This is a genomic window from Polaromonas sp., from assembly GCF_016185115.1.
In the GTDB taxonomy this organism is placed as follows: Bacteria; Pseudomonadota; Gammaproteobacteria; order Burkholderiales; family Burkholderiaceae_C; genus Polaromonas.
The window spans coordinates 139,991-155,810 of the sequence record NZ_JACPOF010000024.1 but is presented as its reverse complement, the minus strand read 5'-3'; the positions used below and the strand labels follow the sequence as shown (position 1 = coordinate 155,810).

General features: G+C 60.7%; 16 protein-coding genes. 2 read left to right on the top strand and 14 right to left on the bottom strand.

Annotated features, from left to right (window positions below; translation table 11 throughout):
* Positions 1-26 precede the first annotated feature (26 nt).
* From HYX42_RS18730 to HYX42_RS18675, 12 genes are all read right to left on the bottom strand, one after another.
* Positions 27-2,363, bottom strand: coding sequence for a bifunctional salicylyl-CoA 5-hydroxylase/oxidoreductase (locus HYX42_RS18730; RefSeq protein WP_293405958.1), 2,337 nt, complete (start codon positions 2,361-2,363; stop codon positions 27-29).
* Positions 2,364-2,510: 147 nt separating this feature from the next.
* Positions 2,511-3,260: a 2OG-Fe dioxygenase family protein gene (locus HYX42_RS18725; protein WP_293405956.1), complete on the bottom strand. Its 750-nt coding sequence runs from the start codon at positions 3,258-3,260 to the stop codon at positions 2,511-2,513.
* 288 nt (positions 3,261-3,548) lie between these two features.
* A complete protein-coding gene (locus HYX42_RS18720; protein ID WP_293405954.1) occupies positions 3,549-4,373 on the bottom strand; it encodes an HpcH/HpaI aldolase/citrate lyase family protein in 825 nt (274 codons plus the stop codon).
* Between the two features lie 27 nt (positions 4,374-4,400).
* Positions 4,401-5,204, bottom strand: a complete 804-nt coding sequence (hpaH, locus tag HYX42_RS18715; protein ID WP_293405952.1) for a 2-oxo-hept-4-ene-1,7-dioate hydratase — start codon at positions 5,202-5,204, stop codon at positions 4,401-4,403.
* Positions 5,197-6,048 (bottom strand): alpha/beta hydrolase, encoded by an 852-nt coding sequence (locus HYX42_RS18710; protein WP_293405950.1) that lies wholly within the window; start codon positions 6,046-6,048, stop codon positions 5,197-5,199. The genes hpaH and HYX42_RS18710 overlap by 8 nt, the downstream gene beginning before the upstream one ends.
* A gap of 19 nt (positions 6,049-6,067) precedes the next feature.
* Positions 6,068-6,865 carry an SDR family NAD(P)-dependent oxidoreductase gene (locus HYX42_RS18705; RefSeq protein WP_293405948.1) on the bottom strand — a complete coding sequence of 266 codons (798 nt, stop codon included), beginning with the start codon at positions 6,863-6,865 and terminating at the stop codon, positions 6,068-6,070.
* A 12-nt stretch (positions 6,866-6,877) separates the two neighbouring features.
* Entirely contained in the window at positions 6,878-7,450 is a 573-nt protein-coding gene (locus HYX42_RS18700; protein ID WP_293405946.1) for a 3-phenylpropionate/cinnamic acid dioxygenase subunit beta, read from the bottom strand.
* Positions 7,447-8,787, bottom strand: coding sequence for an aromatic ring-hydroxylating dioxygenase subunit alpha (locus HYX42_RS18695; RefSeq protein WP_293405944.1), 1,341 nt, complete (start codon positions 8,785-8,787; stop codon positions 7,447-7,449). The genes HYX42_RS18700 and HYX42_RS18695 overlap by 4 nt, the downstream gene beginning before the upstream one ends.
* A 19-nt stretch (positions 8,788-8,806) precedes the next feature.
* A complete protein-coding gene (locus tag HYX42_RS18690; protein ID WP_293405941.1) occupies positions 8,807-9,658 on the bottom strand; it encodes a hypothetical protein in 852 nt (283 codons plus the stop codon).
* A 2-nt stretch (positions 9,659-9,660) separates the two neighbouring features.
* A complete protein-coding gene (locus tag HYX42_RS18685) occupies positions 9,661-9,933 on the bottom strand; it encodes a hypothetical protein (protein WP_293405939.1) in 273 nt (90 codons plus the stop codon).
* A 19-nt stretch (positions 9,934-9,952) separates the two neighbouring features.
* Positions 9,953-10,921, bottom strand: a complete 969-nt coding sequence (locus HYX42_RS18680) for a tripartite tricarboxylate transporter substrate binding protein (RefSeq protein ID WP_293405936.1) — start codon at positions 10,919-10,921, stop codon at positions 9,953-9,955.
* Between the two features lie 20 nt (positions 10,922-10,941).
* Positions 10,942-12,504: an AMP-binding protein gene (locus HYX42_RS18675; protein ID WP_293405934.1), complete on the bottom strand. Its 1,563-nt coding sequence runs from the start codon at positions 12,502-12,504 to the stop codon at positions 10,942-10,944.
* Positions 12,505-12,613: 109 nt separating this feature from the next.
* On the opposite strand from HYX42_RS18675, the gene HYX42_RS18670 reads away from it, so the two are divergent.
* Positions 12,614-13,570 carry a nitronate monooxygenase family protein gene (locus tag HYX42_RS18670; protein ID WP_293405932.1) on the top strand — a complete coding sequence of 319 codons (957 nt, stop codon included), beginning with the start codon at positions 12,614-12,616 and terminating at the stop codon, positions 13,568-13,570.
* A 3-nt stretch (positions 13,571-13,573) separates the two neighbouring features.
* Here the strand turns inward: HYX42_RS18670 and HYX42_RS18665 are convergent, their stop codons facing one another.
* A complete protein-coding gene (locus HYX42_RS18665; RefSeq protein ID WP_293405930.1) occupies positions 13,574-14,260 on the bottom strand; it encodes a TetR/AcrR family transcriptional regulator in 687 nt (228 codons plus the stop codon).
* Between the two features lie 222 nt (positions 14,261-14,482).
* On the opposite strand from HYX42_RS18665, the gene HYX42_RS18660 reads away from it, so the two are divergent.
* Complete coding sequence (locus HYX42_RS18660) at positions 14,483-14,779, top strand: DUF1840 domain-containing protein (RefSeq protein WP_293405928.1); 297 nt, start codon at positions 14,483-14,485, stop codon at positions 14,777-14,779.
* Positions 14,780-14,848: 69 nt separating this feature from the next.
* Here HYX42_RS18660 and HYX42_RS18655 read toward each other — a convergent pair whose 3' ends face one another.
* Entirely contained in the window at positions 14,849-15,784 is a 936-nt protein-coding gene (locus HYX42_RS18655) for a tripartite tricarboxylate transporter substrate binding protein (RefSeq protein ID WP_293405990.1), read from the bottom strand.
* Positions 15,785-15,820: the final 36 nt, after the last annotated feature.

The following is a 15,820-nucleotide window of genomic DNA, read 5'->3' as shown; positions in this document are numbered from 1 at the left end:
CTCCTTGTTGCCTGAATCTGTGAGTGTTATTTGATGGCTGCGGGCACCTGCGCGGTTGATGCCGCAAGCTCCTGCTGTTTTGCAATCTCGCGGTACATCTGGTCTCGTCCGCTGAGGTAGGGTTTGGGCCAGGCCACGTGACGGCTCTGCAGTTTGGCGGCCTCGTGCAAGGTCCATGCCGGGTCGGCGAGATGAGGCCTGGCGATGGCGCACAGGTCGGCACGGCCTGCCGCGATGATGCTGTTGACGTGGTCGACCTCCGAAATCGCACCGACGGCGATGGTCTGTATGCCGGCCTCGTTACGTATGCGGTCCGCAAAAGGCGTCTGGTACATGCGGCCGTACACCGGTTTGGCGTCACGAGTCGTCTGGCCCGAGGAAACGTCGATAAAGTCCGCCCCGGCCTGCTTGAACATTTTGGCCATGGCGACCGCGTCGTCTGCCGTGTTGCCGCCGGGCGCCCAGTCGTGTGCCGAAATGCGCACGCTCATGGGCAGGTGTGCGGGCCACACGGCGCGCATGGCTTCAAAAACTTCGAGTGGATAGCGGCAACGGTTTTCAAGGCTGCCGCCATACTCGTCGGTGCGCAGGTTGGTCAGAGGCGTGATGAAGCTCGACAGCAGGTAGCCATGTGCGCAGTGCAGTTCGACCCAGTCGAAACCGGCTTCTGCGGCATAACGCGTGGACTGCACGAACTGTGCCTTGACCGTGTCCATGTCCTCACGCGTCATGGCCTTGGGCATATGGTTGGTCGGGCCATACGCTACCCCACTGGCAGCCATCAGCGGCCAGTTGCCCGACAGCAGCGGCTCGTCGGAATCTTCCCAACCCACCTGTGTCGAGCCTTTCGGTCCGCTGTGCCCGATCTGCAGGGCGATCTTCGCGCCTTCGCCTGACGCGTGCACAAAGGTGACGATGCGTTTGAAAGCCAGCATCTGTGTTTCATTCCACAGGCCAGGGCAGCCCGGCGTGATGCGGCCTTCGGGGTTGGGCGAGGTCATCTCGACGAAGACCATGGCCGCACCACCGAGTGCGCGCGCGCCCAGGTGCACCAGATGAAAGTCCTGGGGGATACCGTCAATGGCGCTGTAGGTGGCCATCGGTGAAACGACAATGCGATTCTTGAGCTGTACGTCCCTGACCTTTAAGGGCAAAAGCATGGGCGGTGGCGCCGGCTTGCCATTCGACTTCGCCAGCCACTGCTCATAACCCTGCAGCCATGACGCATCGCGCACGCCCAAATTCTGGTGGCTGATTCGCTGCGAGCGTGTCATCAGTGAATAGAAGAACTGCTCGGCATCCATGCCGCTGTAGCGGCCCACGTTCTCGAACCATTCGGTGGAGTTGCGGGCGGCATTCTGTATCTTCAGCACCTCGACCGAACGCACCGCTTCATAAGCCTGCAGCGCTTCATCGGTACCTGTGCCATCGGCAAAGCAGCGTGACAGTTCAATCGCGTCTTCAAGCGCCAGCTTGGTGCCGCTGCCAATCGAGAAGTGCGCGGTGTGCGCAGCATCGCCCATCAACACGATAGGCACATTTTTGCCTGCAACGGTTTCATGGTGCACCCAGCGCTCGCACACCACGCGCGGAAAGCGTATCCAGATCGCCGATCCGCGCACGTGCGTCGCGTTGTTCATCAGCGCATTGCCGTCCAGGTATTTGGCGAACAGGCGTTCGCAGAAGGCGATGCCTTCTTCCTGGCTCATCTGGTCCAGGCCATGGGCCTTCCAGACTGCTTCGGGTGTCTCGACGATGAAGGTGGAGGTCCTGTCGTCGAACTTGTAGGCGTGCGCGGCAAACCAGCCGTGTTCGGTTTTCTCAAAGGCGAATGTGAAGGCGTCAAAAGTCTTGTGGGTGCCCAGCCAGACGAAGCGGCAGGCACGCAACTCGACGTCGGGCTTGAAGGTGGCGGCATAGCGGTTGCGGATGCGGCTGTTGAGGCCGTCGCTGGCGATCACCAGGTCGGCGTCGTATTGGGCTGTAATGGCCTGGTCGTCCTGCACGTCGGTTTCAAAGACCAGGTCTACGCCAAGTTCAATGCAGCGCTCCTGCAGGATGTTGAGCAGGCGCTTGCGGCCTATGCCGCAGAAACCGTGGCCGCCAGAGCGTACGCTGCGGCCCTTGAAAAACACCTCGACATCGTCCCAGTGGTTGAAGGCGTCGCCAATGAGTTTTGCACTCACCGGGTCGGCAACCTGCAGGTTGCCCAGCGTCTGGTCCGACAGCACCACACCCCAGCCGAAGGTGTCGAAAGGGCGGTTGCGCTCGACCACCGTGACGATGTTGGCCGGGTTTTGCAGCTTCATGAGCAGGGCGAAATACAGACCTGCGGGACCACCGCCCAGACAAAGGATGCGCATGCTTGTGGCTTTCTGGTTTCTGTCTAAATTGAATACTGCCTTAATTGTTTAGGTTTAAAGTATTTTCGTCAAGCGGACTTTTGCCCGGAGCCTGAAAAGGCCCCGGAAGGTGAATAGTCCGGATGATTGCTGGCGGCAGCGCCGCGGTCAGGGTGCCTGAAAGCCGCCAGCGCGGTAAGTGAGCACCAACGTGTCGCGGTAGCCGTCGGGTGAACCTTCATCAGCAGGGAGGATGGGCGTGGTTTCGTGGATCACGCGGGCATCGTCCAGCAGCAGGGCGGTGAGGGGTTCCTGCATCAAAAAACGGACGCCGTGCGGGCCGTTGGCATCAAACACCCGCGTTTCGCCACCCTTCACGCCATGACGCGACACCAGCAGCACAACGACAAAATTCACTCCGTCGCGGTGCGCGCCTTCAGGCGTCGGCCGGCCCACGCCGCCAACCGTGTCGATGCGGAACTGGTGCGCTTCGACGTACCACTCTGGCACAGCCTGAACACCTGCGAACAACCCGCCAAAGGCGCTGATGAGTTGGGTCCATGCTGGTGCTGCAGCCACGCTGGGTTCGACCGGGTCGAACCAGCGCTCAAAGCCGCCGTGCAGGGCGTTGTAGTCGGTCGGCTGCCAGTGGGCGCGGTGCGGCGTCTGCACCAGCGCGCCTGTGGCCATGTCCTGCACATAACAGGCGTGGCGGCGTTTGCGGTAGTGGCCGCCGTCTTTCAGGTGGGCATCCGGCGGCAGGTTGTTCCAGGTCTGTGCCAGCGCGGCCCAGTCCTGCGTCCAGGCTGGGGTGGGAAGTTGCAGGGTGCTGAGCAATTCGCCCGGCGTCAGGAGGCTGAGCCCGTCCTGGCTCAGGCCTTGTCCGGCGGGCTTGGGGACGGTGGCGATATTGAACATGGCCTTATTTTGCTTGACCGCCCGCTTGGCCGCCCGCTTGGCCAGCCCCGTGCACTGTGCGACCCAGCAGGTCGGGAAGTCCTTTGCTATGTTTTTAATAGCTCCTCACGCACGTATTTATTGGTCTGGAGGCCTAAAACATGCCTTTTTTGGGCTATTTTGGGGCCTTTCAGGACGATTTTTGACCGCTTCAAGCCTACGAGGGCTCAGTTTTTAACGTACACGGCAAAAATTTAACGTGTACGTTAAAAATTAGCTCTTGGTGGCGTTTTTCAGGCCGCAGATATTTCAGTAGCCGCTACCGGGTGCCTTCCCTTCGGCACCTTTGAATTTCGCCAGCAATGCGCCCGCGGCCGCGTTCAGCAGCGGAATGTCCACACCGACCGCCACAAACACAGCGCCTGCGTCCAGCCACTTGCGCGCCTGTGCTTCGGTGACCGACAGAATGCCAGGTGCCTTGCCGGCGGCAAGAATGCGCTTCATGCCGTATTCGATCTGCGCCTGCACGTCGGGATGGCCGGCGTTGCCAGGGTGGCCCATCGACGCAGCAAGGTCGGCCGGGCCGATGAAAACACCATCCACGCCGGGTGTGGCGGCAATCGCGTCGATGTTGGCCATGGCTTCCATGGTCTCGACCTGCACCAGCAGGCAAACCTCATCGTTCGCCTCGTGCAGGTAGTTCGGGTACCTCGACCAGCGCGCCGCCCTCGCCATCGAGCCGCCCATGCCGCGTATGCCCACCGGTGGATAACGCATGGCCAGCGCCATCTCCGCCGCCTGTGCCGCCGTGTTGACCATGGGGATGAGGATGGTCTGGGCGCCTATATCCAGGCACTGCTTGATGAGGGCCGTGTCGCCGTGCGGAATGCGCACGACGGCGTTGGATACCGCAGGCGTCACCGGAAAGGCACCGACTGAGCTGGCAATGCCCTGCAACTGGCCAAGGATGGAGTGCAGGTCGTTCGGCGCATGCTCGCCGTCAATCAGCAGCCAGTCGAAACCGACACCCGCCAGGATCTCGGCGATGTAGGGCTCACCGGTGCCCAGCCAGAGCCCGATTTGCGGGCGCTTTTGCAGCAGCGCCTGTTTGAAGAAGTTTGTGGGTGTTTTCATGGGCTCATTTTGCCAAGGGCGATGACGTTAGACGAAACGGAAGGCGATCGCGCCCAGCGGTCCGTAGTCGGCATGAAAGGTGTCGCCAGCCACGGCAGGCGTGGGCCGCGTGAACGATCCGCCCAGCACCGTTTCGCCTGCCTCCAGGCATTCACCCCATGCGGCCAGTTTGTTGGCCAGCCAGGCCACGCCGTTCGCCGGGTGGTTGAGCACGGCAGCCGCTACGCCCGATTCTTCAATCACGCCGTTTTTGTAGAGCAGGGCGCTGACCCAGCGCAGGTCGACCGCGTCGGGTTTGACCGGCCTGCCGCCGGTGATGATGCCGGCGTTGGCCGCGTTGTCCGAGATGGTGTCGAAAACCTTGCGCATGGCTTTGGTGTGGCGGTCAAACTGCTCAATGCGGGCGTCGATGATCTCGATGGCAGGCACCACGTAGTCGGTCGCTTTCAGCACGTCGACGATGGTGACATTCGGGCCTTCAAGCCGTTTACCCAGCACAAAGGCCAGTTCGACCTCCACCCGCGGCGCGATGAAACGGTTCATGGGAATATCGCTGCCCTCGGCAAAGAACATGTCGTCCAGCAGCGTGCCGTAGTCGGGCTCGGTGATGTTGCTCGACAGCTGCATGGCGCGTGAGGTCAGGCCTATCTTGTGGCCGCGCACGGTGCGGCCTTGGTCCAGCTTCATCTTCACCCAGGCGCGGGAGACGGCATAACCATCTTCAATCGTCATCTCCGGAAAGCGTTTGGAGAAGTGTTCGACCTGGACCCGCGTCTTTTCTGACTGGTGCAGCTCGTCGGCAAGCCGATCAATGCGTTGCTGGTCAAACATGGGCGTGCAGGCCTTGTGTGAAACTGAGGGTCTGTTCAATGAATTCCTTGCGGCGTTCAATCTGCACCCAGTGGCCGCAGTTGGCAAAGACGTGCAGGTCGGCGTTCGGGCAGGCGTGCGCGATGCGTATGCCGCACTCCAGTGGCACACGTTCGTCGTGCCTGCCGTGCAGGGCGAGTATGGGCGTCTGGATGGTGCGCAGGTCTTCTTCAGGAATGCCCTTGACCTCCCGTGTCTGGCCGCCCGGTGCGGGCTCGGGGAATAACTTGCGGTAGGCCTCCATGCCACCGGCAAGCTGCGTCGTCTCATGGCGCAGGCGCACCATCTCGTCCGTGACGAAGGACGGGTCGTGGGGAAAGCTGCGCAGCAGCTCGGCCATGTTTTCGAGCGAGGGCTCGTAATACCAGGATCGCGCCATGGCAGATCGTTGCGTGAAGCTTCCCGCAGGCGTGCCCATGAGCACCATGCGGTCCACCCGGTGCGCATTGCGTATCGCCAGAGCAAGCGAGAGTGCACCGCCAAAGGAATTGCCGACCAGTACAGCTCTTTCAATGTTCAGCGCATCCATAAAGCCCAGCAGGTGCTGCACCCAGAGCTTGATGCTGTACTTTGTACCCTCTGGCCGCTCGGTGAAACCGAAGCCGATGATGTCCGGCACCAGCACACGAAAGTGTCTGGCAAAGTCGTCCATCACGCCGTGCCAGTTTTCCCAGCCCGTGACACCCGCGCCTGAGCCGTGCAGCAGGATCATGGGATGGCCCTGGCCGACCTCGTGGTAGTTGGTGCGTACGCCAGCGGCGACGATGGTTTTGCCGATGGCAGGGTGATTGATGTTTGTCGTCATGCAGACTCCGCAGATGGTTTCAGACAGAGCGCGAACCGGTGCCGCCGTCGCTCATGAAAATTTCGCCCGTCACGGCGCGGGCGTTGGCGCTGCTGGCCAGCAGCACATACAGGCCGGTGTGGTCTTCCGGCTGCTGCGCAAACCCGAGCGGTACCGCTGCAGCCATCTTTTCGTTAAACGCCTGCGGGTTTGCATTGATGCTGCGCCCCGTCTGACCCAGCGCATCGGTGCCGCTCAGGCCCGTCAGCGTGCCGCCGGGCCCCACGCCGTTCACGCGGATGTCGGGTGCGAGTTCGAGCGCCAGTTGCTTGATCATGCCGACCACCGCATGTTTGCCCATGGTGTAGAGAATGCCGCCGCCGCCAGAATTGAAGCTGGCGACGGAGGCCGTGAAGATGATGCTGCCCCGGCTGGCGATGAGCGCCTCGCGCCCGGCCATCGCTGCGTAGAGGTAACCGCGCAGGTTGATGGCGAAGAGCTCGTCCATGGTGGCGGCCATGGACTCGCCGGTGTAGCTGCGCAGCGGACGCCGGAAATCGAACACACCGGCGTTGCCCACCACGGTGTCGAGTCTTCCGAAACGTGACAGTGCCAGTTTTACTGCTTCTTCATGGCTCCCATATTGACGTACATCGCCTGTCACGGTGGCGATGCGATCGCCATAAATGGCCGCCAGTGTTTGAAGCCCATCCGCATCGCGGTCCAGTGCGACAACGCCCGCCGCACCTTCCTTTAAGTAACGCTCGACCACCGCGCGGCCTATGCCGTCGGCCGCGCCTGTGACAAAGGCCACCTGCCCTTCAAGCCAGCCGCTCATGACTGCACCCGTTTAAAGAAAGACATTGAGGTTCTTCGCCAGCAGTACGGTTTGTGTGGTGACGATCTCGCGTGAGGCAATGCGCAGCACACCATCATTCCCGCGCCGCAGTATGTCCGTGCGCCGCCCGGTCAGCCAGAACTCTTCAGCCTCACCACGGCCACGGCAATTGATAAAGGTTGAATACACCCTGAACTCATCTGGTTTGTCAGTCAGCTCGACTTCGATGTTGGAGATCACATGGACCGCACGTGTGGGTGGGTCTTCAGCCCAGGCCGTCGGGTCCATGAAGCGCGTCACGCGCCTGCGCATGTTGAGCATGTCGTCATCAAAAAATGCCATGCGTTTGGGGTCCAGGCGCGGGGTCTTGTCCTTGCGGTGCCTGGCCTGTATGCCCGGCATCCAGTAATGGATGTCATCAGTCATCATGCCCAGCCACTCTTCATAGCGCTCTTCGTCAAGAATGCGCGCCTCGCGGTAGAGGAACTGGCTGATTTCAAACACCAGTTCCATGGGCGCCAGCGGGTAATGCGGCGGCACTAATGGTTTTTTGAGTACGGGCGTCTCGCCCATCACAAACTTCATGATGCACCTGCCCCTTCATCGCACATCAGCTCCAGCCACTTGCCGTAGAAGGCCAGCTGGTTGGAATCGTTGTACTTGCGAATGTGCACATTGCCCTTGAGTTCGTCGTGCTCGACCTTGCTGTCCATGCCCAGCCCGTAATGCAGTTTCTGCTGGCGCGTGACCACGCCGAGATTGGTGGCCGTGGCGTTCTCCCAGTTGTCGCCATCGTCCATCTCCAGCACGCCCGAGGGCGAGAAGCTTCGCATCACGCCCTTCATGTACATGTCCTTCAGCGCTTCGGGCGCTGACTTGTTGACCAGCACCCAGGTGTGCAGCTCTATCTGCGACGGGCCCTTGGGGTGCCAGGTGCGGAAGGTGTTTTGCCCGGGCAGGAAGGACGTGTGCGGAAACAGGTTGGCGGAGCTGATGGAGCCGATCATGCGTGAGCGCAGCTTGCCCAGGCGCGCCGCAAACTTCGCCTCGTTTTCTTTCAGGTAGTCGAGGATGTCCTGCTCGCCCAGCACCATGGCGTTGCCGATAAAGTCCAGGCCGAACTGCCAGCCGTGGCCGTTGACGTTGGCCTGGTAGACCTTGGACTGGTCGTATTTGTTGTCGACACCGCGGCCAAACAGTGCGACCGCGCCGGAGTTGTGCGTCCATGCGGCGTGGTAGGAGTCCCCCGCGAAATTCTCCGACGGGTACTTCCAGTTGCACTGCATGCGTGATTTGATGTTTCCGGGCAGGAACTCGGTGCCACCGGGGTCGTTGTCCAGCAGGATGTCGAGGTACCAGCGGTAGTCGCCCAGAAACTGCTCCAGACTTTCGGCCTCTTCGTTGAAGGTGGCAAACACCAGGCCCTTGTAGCTCTCAACCCGCGCATTGCGTATGCCGAGCTGTGCCTTGTCGAAGTCCCTGCAGGTGCTCTTGTAGAGTTCTTCCTGCGGCAGGCCGACGAGGGAACCGGCGCTGTCGAATGTCCAGCCGTGGTAATTGCAGGTAAAGCGCCTTTTGTTACCCGCTTCGGCCATGCAGATCTTGTTGCCACGATGCGTGCATGAGTTGAGGAAGACCCGAACCTTGCCCTGCTGGTCACGCGTAACAATCACGCCGTCTTCACCCATGAAGGTGGTCAGGAAGTCGCCATAGTTGGCAACCTGGCTTTCGTGGGCGACAAACAGCCAGGTGCGGGCGAAGATGCGTTCAAGCTCCAGGCGGTAGATTTCTTCGTCCCAGTACAGGCGGCGGTCAATGCTGCCATTCTCAAAATCAACCAGCTTGCGCAGACTGTCGGCAGTGATAGTTGCGTGCTGTGCAGGCTTGAGTCGAACAGGGGTGATGGGGATGGTCGTGGGCATGGCTTGGTTTCTGTTGGGTTCAGGCGGGGACGGGTTCATGGGCCCGGGTGCCCACTTCGGCAAAACCCAGGCCGGTCACCCATTGCGGACCGTGTTCATAAGCGATGACATGGCCGGGCTGGTCGCCCAGCGCGCCCATCATGCAAAGAAAGTTGCGGATTTCCCAGGCGCCGTTGCCGCCCTGCTCAAACACTTCGGCGTCGCTCAGTTTCAGCATGGCTTCGGCGTCACCGCGGGTCACGCAGTCGAGCACCCAGCGGTCAAAGACTTCATTGACCTTGCCCATCTCGGGCAGGCCTACCCAGTGGCTGATGCCGCCAGAGCCTATGACCACCACACGCTCATCTTCGGGCCAGGCTTCGACGGCCGAGCGAATCATCCTGCCCAGCTCATGGGCGCGCCGCATGGGCAGAAGAGGCTCGACCCCGCTCGCAAGATAGACCGGCACGACTCCCGTGACGCTGGCGTTGGGCAGTGCACAAAGCCGCGCCGGCACGCCTATGGAATGGTCGACCCGCAAGGTCTTGGCGACAGACCAGTCAAAACCATGCGTGCGCCCGTACTGCGCAATGTGCAGCGCGAGGGCAGTGTTGTTTGGAATATTGCCCTGCGAAATATCGGGAAAGCGTTCATACGGCCCGCTGACGTCGCCAATGCCGATCAGGTAGCTCGGCAGGCAACCCGGCCCGAACAGCACATAGTGGTCGGCACCGATCACGATCACCGATGTAGCGCCCAGCTCGCCAATGCGCGTGCCTATGTGGTCATAGGCAGCACGCACGCGTTTCTGCGCATCGTTCCATTTTTCTTTCGGCATGTAGAACACGCCGGGTTCGTGCGGCATGGTGAAGCCGCCAACAATGCTTGCCATGTTTATCCTTGTGCCGGGGGAGTGCCGCGGCTGCGTTCGAGATAGGCCGCACGTGTCTTCACGGGGGCATTCATCATCCAGAAGCCGTAGGTCAGAAGCGGGCTGACGCCGGCCCTGAGCAAAGCCGCCATGTCGAAGCCGCTGATCATGGCCGCCTCTTGCGCATCAACCCCGTAACGTTTGAGGAAGGCGGCCGCGTCTTCGCCAAAAGCGGTGCGTGCCTCGCGCTTGACGCCCAGGTCATACAGGACGGATTCCATCGCATGAGTGCTCATGGTGCTTCCCCAGTCCTGCTCAGTCTTCTTCGATGTTGGCAGCGCGCAGAACCTTGCCCCAGCGTTCGTAGTCACGCTTCATGTAGTCGTTGAATTCAGAAATGCTGAGTTTGCGTGTGGTGGCGCCATCTGCGGCCAGGCGGTCCTGCATGGCCTTATCTTCCAGCGCCTTGGCCAGTGCTGCGGCGAGGGCGTTGACAGCTTCCTGGGGTGTGCCTTTGGGTGCAGCCAGGCCGAACCATGAGGTGGCCAGCACTTCAGGCATGCCCTGTTCGGTGAAAGAGGGAATGTCAGGGGCGGCCGGCGTACGCCCTGTGGTCGTGACGGCATAACCGCGCAGTCTTTCGGCTTTCAGGTGGGAGAGCGTGCCCGGTATGCTGGCGAAATAAATCGGCACCTGGCCACCCAGAAGGTCCACCAGCGCAGGGGCTTCGCCGCGGTAATGCACGGGGCGGAACTTCGCGTTGATGGCATTGAAGAACATCACCGCACTCAGGTGCGACTGGCTACCTTTACCCGCTGTGGCAATCGGGGTTTCCTTGTCCTTGAGCGAGCGCACCAGCTCCTGCAGGTTTTTGGCCGGCGCGTTGAACGGCGCCACCAGGACGACGGGGGATTCGCTGATGAGGCCGATATGCACAAAGTCTTCAGGCTTGTAGGGCAGCTTCTTGTTGTACTGGGGATTGATGCTGAAGCCGCTGGCTGTCGAGAGCAGCAGCGTGTAGCCGTCAGGCGCAGCCTTGGCGACCGCATCGCCGCCTATGATGGTGCCTGCACCGCCGCGGTTGTCGACGATAACTTCCTGTCCCAGCACGGCCGACATGTTGCGGGCGGCCAGGCGTGCCAGCACATCCGTACCACCGCCGGCGGGGAAGGGAACGATCAGCCGTATCGGCTTTTCAGGGTACTTGGCCCATGCGCCTGAGGGCAGCAAAGCCGCCGCCGCAAGACCCATGGCGGCGAGGCAGTTCAAAAGCTTGAGTTTCATTGTTGTCTCCTGGAGGGTTTTCAGATCATCCTGCTGCGGCCGGCCCAATAGGGGTCGCGCAGCTTGCGCTTCATCAGTTTTCCGGAATCGTCACGCGGCAGTTCGTCAAGAAAAACATAGTCCTTGGGCACCTTCAGGCCGGCCAGCTTGCCGCGCAGAAAGGTGCTGATGTCAATCTGCGAGGGCTGTTTTCCGGCAGACGGCTTGACGAACGCCAGCAGCTTTTCGCCAAACTCTTCATCAGGGATGCCGATCACCGCGCAATCGGCCACGCCGGGGTGTTCGATCAGTGCGCACTCGATCTCGGCCGGGTAGATATTCACACCACCTGAAATGACAATGTCCTTCTTGCGGTCGACAAGGAAGAGATAACCATCTTCATCAAGGTAGCCCACATCACCATTGGTGACCATGCCGTCGCGGTCTATTTCCAGACGCTGTTCTTCCGCGTTGTGATACGTGAAGTTGGGCACGCCCTGCAGCCCCACGTAGATTTCACCGACCTGGTTGGGCCCGAGAACCTCGCCGTCTTCAGAGTAGATGCGTATGCTGCGCCCGGGCCAGGCCTTGCCCAGCGTGCCGGGCCGCTCCAGCCACTCCTGCGTTGATGAGCGTGTGACCATGCCGGTTTCCGTCGCGCCGTAGTACTCATGAATGACGGGACCCCACCAGTCAATAAAGGCCTTCTTGGTTTCCGTGGAGCAGGCTGCAGCGCCGTGAACAACGAACTGCAGGGAGCTGAGGTCGTAGCGCTTTTTGACTTCGTCGGGCAGGCGCAGCAGGCGCACCATCATGGTCGGCACCAGGTGCAGGTGGGTAATGCGGTCACGCGCGATGATGGCCAGCAATTGTTCAGCGTCGAAGCGCGGCATAAGGGTGATGCTGCCGCCCGAGTTGACGACCTGACGTGTGTAGGTGTTGGGTGCGCTGTGGTACATGGGCCCGGCCATCACGGTGCGGACACCCGGTTTGAGGTCAAACCACTGCTGCGACACCAGTGCGTTTTTACGCATTTCTTCCGCAGGCAGGGGCAGCTTTCTGACCCCTTTGGGACGGCCTGTGGTACCGCTTGTGTAGAGGATGCTGTTCCTGCTGCCGACCTTGCTGCGGTCGAGCAGCGGTTCGGAAGTTTCTGCGGCCTGCTCAAGGTCCATGACACCAGGCGGTACCTCGCACTGGTCGGCGGCAATGTTGTAGGGCCCGCTGATTTCTTCAGGCGTGCGTGCGACAACCCGGAGGATGCTGTCTGGGATGGATGACGCGATGGGCCGGTAGAGGTCTGCGTGCGACACCAGCATGACGGCTGCGGAATCGCGAAGTATGTAGTCGATCTCGGGTCCCGTGAGGTGCCAGTTCAGCGGTACCGCGTAGGCACCCAGGATGGAAATGGCAATCGTGCATTCGAGAAAAGCCAGGTCGTTTCGCATCAGGATGGCGACGGCCTGGTCCTCTTTCACGCCTTGCGCCCTGAAAAAAGTGGCCAGACATGAGCCTTTGTGCCAGAGCGCTTCAAGGCTGACGCGGCGCCCATTGATGGCGGCGTAGCTGTCTGCAGCAAAGGATGAATCGGAGGCGCTGTTCATTGTTGACGGTGCTTTTGTCGTGTGCCATACTGGGCGGTATGGAGCATAATTTATTCGCCTGCATGCCATGAGTCAATCCCCGTACAAACCCTTAAGCGCTTCGTCGGCCATGACAACAGAGCCATTTACGGCGCTGCGCCTTCCCGTGATCGGCTCACCCATGTTCATCGCCTCGTCGAAAGAACTGGTGGCCCAGCAATGCCTGGCGGGCATCTTGGGCGCGTTTCCTGCGCTCAATGCAAGGCCTGAAAGCGAACTGGCTTCGTGGCTTGACTACCTGAACCGCGAGATCGCGGCATGGAATGCACAACCGCAGCAGCCCCGGCGTGCCGCGCCCTATGCCGTGAACCTGATCGTGCATCCCAGCAACCAGCGGCTGGCGCATGATCTTGATGTGGTGTGTGAGTACAAGGTGCCGGTGGTGATCACCAGCCTGAATGCGCCGGGGCAGGTCGCCGAACGTATTCATGCATATGGCGGGATCGTGCTGCACGACGTATCAACCATGCGTCATGCGCGTAAAGCGATTGATGCGGGCGTTGACGGACTGGTGCTGGTGTGTGCCGGTGCGGGAGGCCACACCGGAACCCTCAACCCCTTTGCATTCACCGATGAGGTCAGGCGGATTTTTGACGGCCTGGTCGCCGTGTCAGGCTGTATCTCGCATGGCAGGCAGGTGCGTGCCGTACAGGCCATGGGCGGGGATCTTGCCTATGTGGGCACGCGTTTCGTCGCGTCGACCGAGGCGCAGGCCGATTCGCGTTACCAGCAGATGATTGTGGACGGTGCTGCGGCGGACATCGTGTGCACCAGCGCGGTGACCGGGCTGCCGGCCAACTACCTGCGTGCGAGTTTCGCTGCGCTGGGCGTTGACGTTGATGCCCTGCCTGCGCGCGAGACCTCGTCTTTCGGTTTCGGAAAACGGGGCGATGGGACGGAGGCCAAAGCTTGGCGCGATGTGTGGAGCGCGGGCCAGGGCATCGGCGGCATCGATTCGGTCTTGCCTGCAGCAGAAATCGTGAATCGTCTTGCAGCCGAATATGCTGCAGCGTGCAGGCCTGCTTGAAGCTCAGGCCGTTTTTTGCAGATGGTCCGCGAAAAAAATCTGGTCCAGCGCAGCCTGACGCATGGCGAGCTTCTGTTTTTCCGGATACGCAAAAATCAGTCTCAGGCCCGCTGAGAAACAGTAATGCATGCAGGCCAGCAGTTCAGCATCGACCTTTGAGCCGATTTCTTCATAGAGGGTGGTCAGGTAGTTCAGGCGCTGGCGGTCTACATCGGCGACGACCTTGCGTACATTCGGGTTGACGCGGGCCCAGTTGCGCACCGCCAGCTCAACCGCACCGCCGAACTCGTCAATTGGCGAGTTGGTACCTATGAAGGCAATCAGGCGAATTTTTTCCTGGGGCGACACACCTGCACGTTCAACGATGTCGATCACACGCAGGGTGGCGTGCTGCTTCCACTCGTCAATCAGTTTCATCAGCAGGTCTTCGCGGGAGGTGAAGTGCCAGTAGAAACTGCCTTTGGTCACACCCAGTTCCCTGGCCAGCGGGGGTATCAGCACCATGTCAACGCCTGACTGGGCGAGGATCTTCATGCCGGCGCGCACCCAGTCTGAAGGCTGAAGGTCTGGCCTGGCTTCCTTGACTGTCGAGATCGGGGCAGTTGCAGGCTTTCTGGCGCGAGGCTGACGGACGGCTTTGGCGCTTGCCACAGGTGTTTCTGATTTTTTGGCGCTGATGTTGCTTTTCATGGCGTCTGGGCGATTTACACAAGCTGTTGTTCTGGCTTCATGGCTTCATTTACCCGCTGTTGCTCCCGGGGTGAATGGCCGCAACCTATTGTGCAACAGCCTGGCCCGCGTCCAGGCCTTGATCGCGCTGGCGTTGAGCCATGTCAATATTGGAAGGATGCCTACAGGAAACCCCGAAACGCGGTCCCATAATGGTTTTCCTATTAATCTTGAGGTGCTGCAATGCTCTACAAATTCAAGTCAAAAAATGCTGGCGATGTGATCATGCTCGAAGCCAATGGCCGCAAGGTGCTGGAAGTCATAGGCAAGGATGCTGGCCCCAAAGGCATCATCCTTCCCGAACAGATGCCTGCAGCAATTGCGGCGCTTGAGGCCGCCATTGCCCATGAGGAGTCTGGTGACAAGGACGAAGGCGCGGTACCTGGCGACGGCCTTGGTCTGCGCCAGCGGGCCATGCCGTTCATCGATATGCTCCAGCGCAATTACGAGGCCGGCGATGAGGTGGTCTGGGGCGTTTGACGGATTTCCCGCTCGCAAAAAAAAGCCCTGCATGTCAGGGCTTTTTTCGTGATGGCGCTGATGCGGTTGTCAGTCCACCTTGGCGCCGGATGCTTTCACCACAGGCTGCCATTTCTTCAGCTCTGAATCAATCAGCTGGGCAAACTGGGCAGGTGTGTTGCCGCTGGGAATGGCACCCTGGGCCAGCAGCTTTTCTTTCATCGCCGGTGTGGCCAGTGATTTTGCAACTTCCTGCTGTATGCGGTTGGTGATGTCGGGGGGAAGTCCCGCAGGGCCGAGCAGGCCGAACCACGACGTTGCATCAAAGCCCTTGAGCTGGCCAGCCTGTTCCACCGTGGGGACATCCGGCAGTGCCGCAGAAGGCTGGGCGCTGGTCACGGCCAGCGCCTTGAGCTTGCCCGCCTTGATGAGCTGCATGGACGATGGCAGGTTGTCAAACATCACATCCATGTCGCCGCCCACAAGGCTGAGCAGTGCAGGGCCGGAGCCGCTGAACGGGAAGTGCGTCATGTAGGTGCCGCTCATGCTCTTGAACAATTCACCCGCCAGATGTATGGAGGTGCCGTTGCCGCTTGACGCCATGTTCAGCTTGCCCGGGTTGGCTTTCGCATATTTGATGAAATCGGCCACGGTGTTGATGCCAGCGGCCTTTGCCTTGTCGGCCGGCACCACCATGACATTGGGTACGCCGGCCACGAGGGTGATGGGCGTGAAATCCTTTTGCGGGTCGAACGGCATCTTTGCATAGAGCCACTTGTTGATGCTTTGTGTGCCCACGGTACCCATCAGCAGCGTGTAGCCGTCGGGTGCCGCTTTGGCGACGGCGTCCGCGCCTATGTTGCCGCCTGCACCCCCGCGATTTTCGACCACAAAGGGATGGGGGAAGGCCTTGCTCAGTTCAGCTGCGGTGGCGCGTGCCAGGATGTCTGTGGTGCCGCCAGGCGCAAACGGCACGATGATCTTGACGGGTCTGCTCGGCCAGGTGCCCTGTGCGGCTGCTGGCATGACGGCGCAGGCCGCTGCGGTAAAGGCCAGCGCAGC

Excerpts from the sequence above, each read along its gene's own strand:
- HYX42_RS18675 (WP_293405934.1), bottom strand. The coding sequence starts at position 12,504 with ATGAACAGCGCCTCCGATTCATCCTTTGCTGCAGACAGCTACGCCGCC.
- HYX42_RS18710 (WP_293405950.1), bottom strand. The coding sequence starts at position 6,048 with ATGACGACAAACATCAATCACCCTGCCATCGGCAAAACCATCGTCGCC.
- HYX42_RS18720 (WP_293405954.1), bottom strand. The coding sequence starts at position 4,373 with ATGAAAACACCCACAAACTTCTTCAAACAGGCGCTGCTGCAAAAGCGC.
- HYX42_RS18705 (WP_293405948.1), bottom strand. The coding sequence starts at position 6,865 with ATGAGCGGCTGGCTTGAAGGGCAGGTGGCCTTTGTCACAGGCGCGGCC.
- HYX42_RS18725 (WP_293405956.1), bottom strand. The coding sequence starts at position 3,260 with ATGTTCAATATCGCCACCGTCCCCAAGCCCGCCGGACAAGGCCTGAGC.
- HYX42_RS18670 (WP_293405932.1), top strand. The coding sequence starts at position 12,614 with ATGACAACAGAGCCATTTACGGCGCTGCGCCTTCCCGTGATCGGCTCA.
- HYX42_RS18660 (WP_293405928.1), top strand. The coding sequence starts at position 14,483 with ATGCTCTACAAATTCAAGTCAAAAAATGCTGGCGATGTGATCATGCTC.
- HYX42_RS18655 (WP_293405990.1), bottom strand. The coding sequence starts at position 15,784 with ATGCCAGCAGCCGCACAGGGCACCTGGCCGAGCAGACCCGTCAAGATC.
- HYX42_RS18665 (WP_293405930.1), bottom strand. The coding sequence starts at position 14,260 with ATGAAAAGCAACATCAGCGCCAAAAAATCAGAAACACCTGTGGCAAGC.
- HYX42_RS18730 (WP_293405958.1), bottom strand. The coding sequence starts at position 2,363 with ATGCGCATCCTTTGTCTGGGCGGTGGTCCCGCAGGTCTGTATTTCGCC.
- HYX42_RS18690 (WP_293405941.1), bottom strand. The coding sequence starts at position 9,658 with ATGGCAAGCATTGTTGGCGGCTTCACCATGCCGCACGAACCCGGCGTG.
- HYX42_RS18680 (WP_293405936.1), bottom strand. The coding sequence starts at position 10,921 with ATGAAACTCAAGCTTTTGAACTGCCTCGCCGCCATGGGTCTTGCGGCG.
- HYX42_RS18685 (WP_293405939.1), bottom strand. The coding sequence starts at position 9,933 with ATGAGCACTCATGCGATGGAATCCGTCCTGTATGACCTGGGCGTCAAG.
- HYX42_RS18695 (WP_293405944.1), bottom strand. The coding sequence starts at position 8,787 with ATGCCCACGACCATCCCCATCACCCCTGTTCGACTCAAGCCTGCACAG.
- hpaH (WP_293405952.1), bottom strand. The coding sequence starts at position 5,204 with ATGTTTGACCAGCAACGCATTGATCGGCTTGCCGACGAGCTGCACCAG.
- HYX42_RS18700 (WP_293405946.1), bottom strand. The coding sequence starts at position 7,450 with ATGAAGTTTGTGATGGGCGAGACGCCCGTACTCAAAAAACCATTAGTG.